Origin of the sequence: Clostridium sp. CF012 (assembly GCF_018861755.1) — a bacterium.
GTDB lineage: Bacteria > Bacillota > Clostridia > Clostridiales > Clostridiaceae > Clostridium_AD.
Genome location: NZ_JAHLEF010000103.1, coordinates 1 through 1,228, shown reverse-complemented (window position 1 = coordinate 1,228; position 1,228 = coordinate 1). Strand labels below are relative to the sequence as shown.

General features: G+C 36.2%; 2 protein-coding genes and 1 pseudogene. All 3 read left to right on the top strand.

Features of this window, described 5'->3' with window-relative positions:
- Window positions 1-196: pseudogene (locus KPL50_RS26480) on the top strand (glycoside hydrolase family 5 protein); the annotation flags it as partial.
- Window positions 180-350: a hypothetical protein gene (locus KPL50_RS26475; RefSeq protein ID WP_216207089.1), complete on the top strand. Its 171-nt coding sequence runs from the start codon at window positions 180-182 to the stop codon at window positions 348-350. The pseudogene KPL50_RS26480 and the gene KPL50_RS26475, both read left to right, overlap by 17 nt.
- Window positions 351-529: 179 nt before the next feature.
- Window positions 530-1,228 (top strand): CAP domain-containing protein (locus KPL50_RS26470; protein ID WP_216301451.1); only part of this gene is annotated, 699 nt, incomplete at its 3' end.

The following is a 1,228-nucleotide window of genomic DNA, read 5'->3' as shown; positions in this document are numbered from 1 at the left end:
TATCAATGCATCTCAACAGTGGATCAACTATATGGCTAATAAAAAAATAAGTTGGGTTAACTGGTCATTATGTGATAAAAGCGAAGCAGCATCTGCTTTAAAACCAGGTGCTAGTACAACTGGGGGATGGACAGATTCTGTTCTTACAACGTCTGGTTTATTCGTAAAGCGAAATATAGGTGGATTCTACAAGTAGTACTATTACTAGATTTCAAGTATCAGCACCAGTTTTCAACGTTACTGCAGGAACCTATAGTTCAACACAAACTGTAACATTAAGCTGTTCTACTTTAGGTGATACTACACTACAGATGGGACTGAGTTTAAGGCTTAGTAGTAGGAATGAATAGTTACATTAGCACTATTATGTATTTTATTCCTGTTTGACTGAAATTATATGAAATTACGACATAATATTACAAAATTTCCACAAACAAATAAACCGCAAACCTCATTTAGATGTTAGTATAGGTATACAAAGAAAAAAAGCATACTTTGTATAATAAAATTAGAGGGTGAGGTACAAAAGATGAAGAAATCTTTAAGAGCATTAATATTAACTTTAGGTATTTTAGCAACAACAGGAATAGGTTCAACGGTGTACGCACAAGATTGTAGTACAGTAAAACAAGGTAACTCAGTAGAGAGTATACAAGCCTTATGTGCTAAGTCCGGGATTGCAGTTCCAAAGGGTGTGGCAGCTAAGGCTCAGGCAACGACTCCTTGCAAGGCGAAGCCTATAAAGGAAGCACCTACAAAAACTGCTCCTGTCAAAGCAGCGACTACAAAGGCAACTCCTGCAAAGACGACTGCTACAAAGGCAACAACAACCCCAACAGCATCAACTTCAACAGCAAATAGCAAATTAGAAAAAGAAGTAGTAACATTAGTTAATCAGGAAAGATCAAAACAAGGACTAGCTCCTTTAACTGATAATGTTAAGCTTTCAAACGTAGCTAGAACTAAGTCAGAGGATATGATAGCTAAAAACTATTTCGATCATACATCACCAACTTATGGTTCACCTTTTGACATGATGAAACAATTCGGTATTACATATAAAGCAGCTGGTGAAAACATTGCAATGGGTCAACAAACAGCATCTTCAGTAATGACTTCTTGGATGAATTCGCCAGGACACAAAGCTAATATTTTAAGTAAGAACTTTACTGATATTGGAGTTGGAGTAGCAAAAGATAAAAGTGGAGCTATTTATTGGACTCAAGAA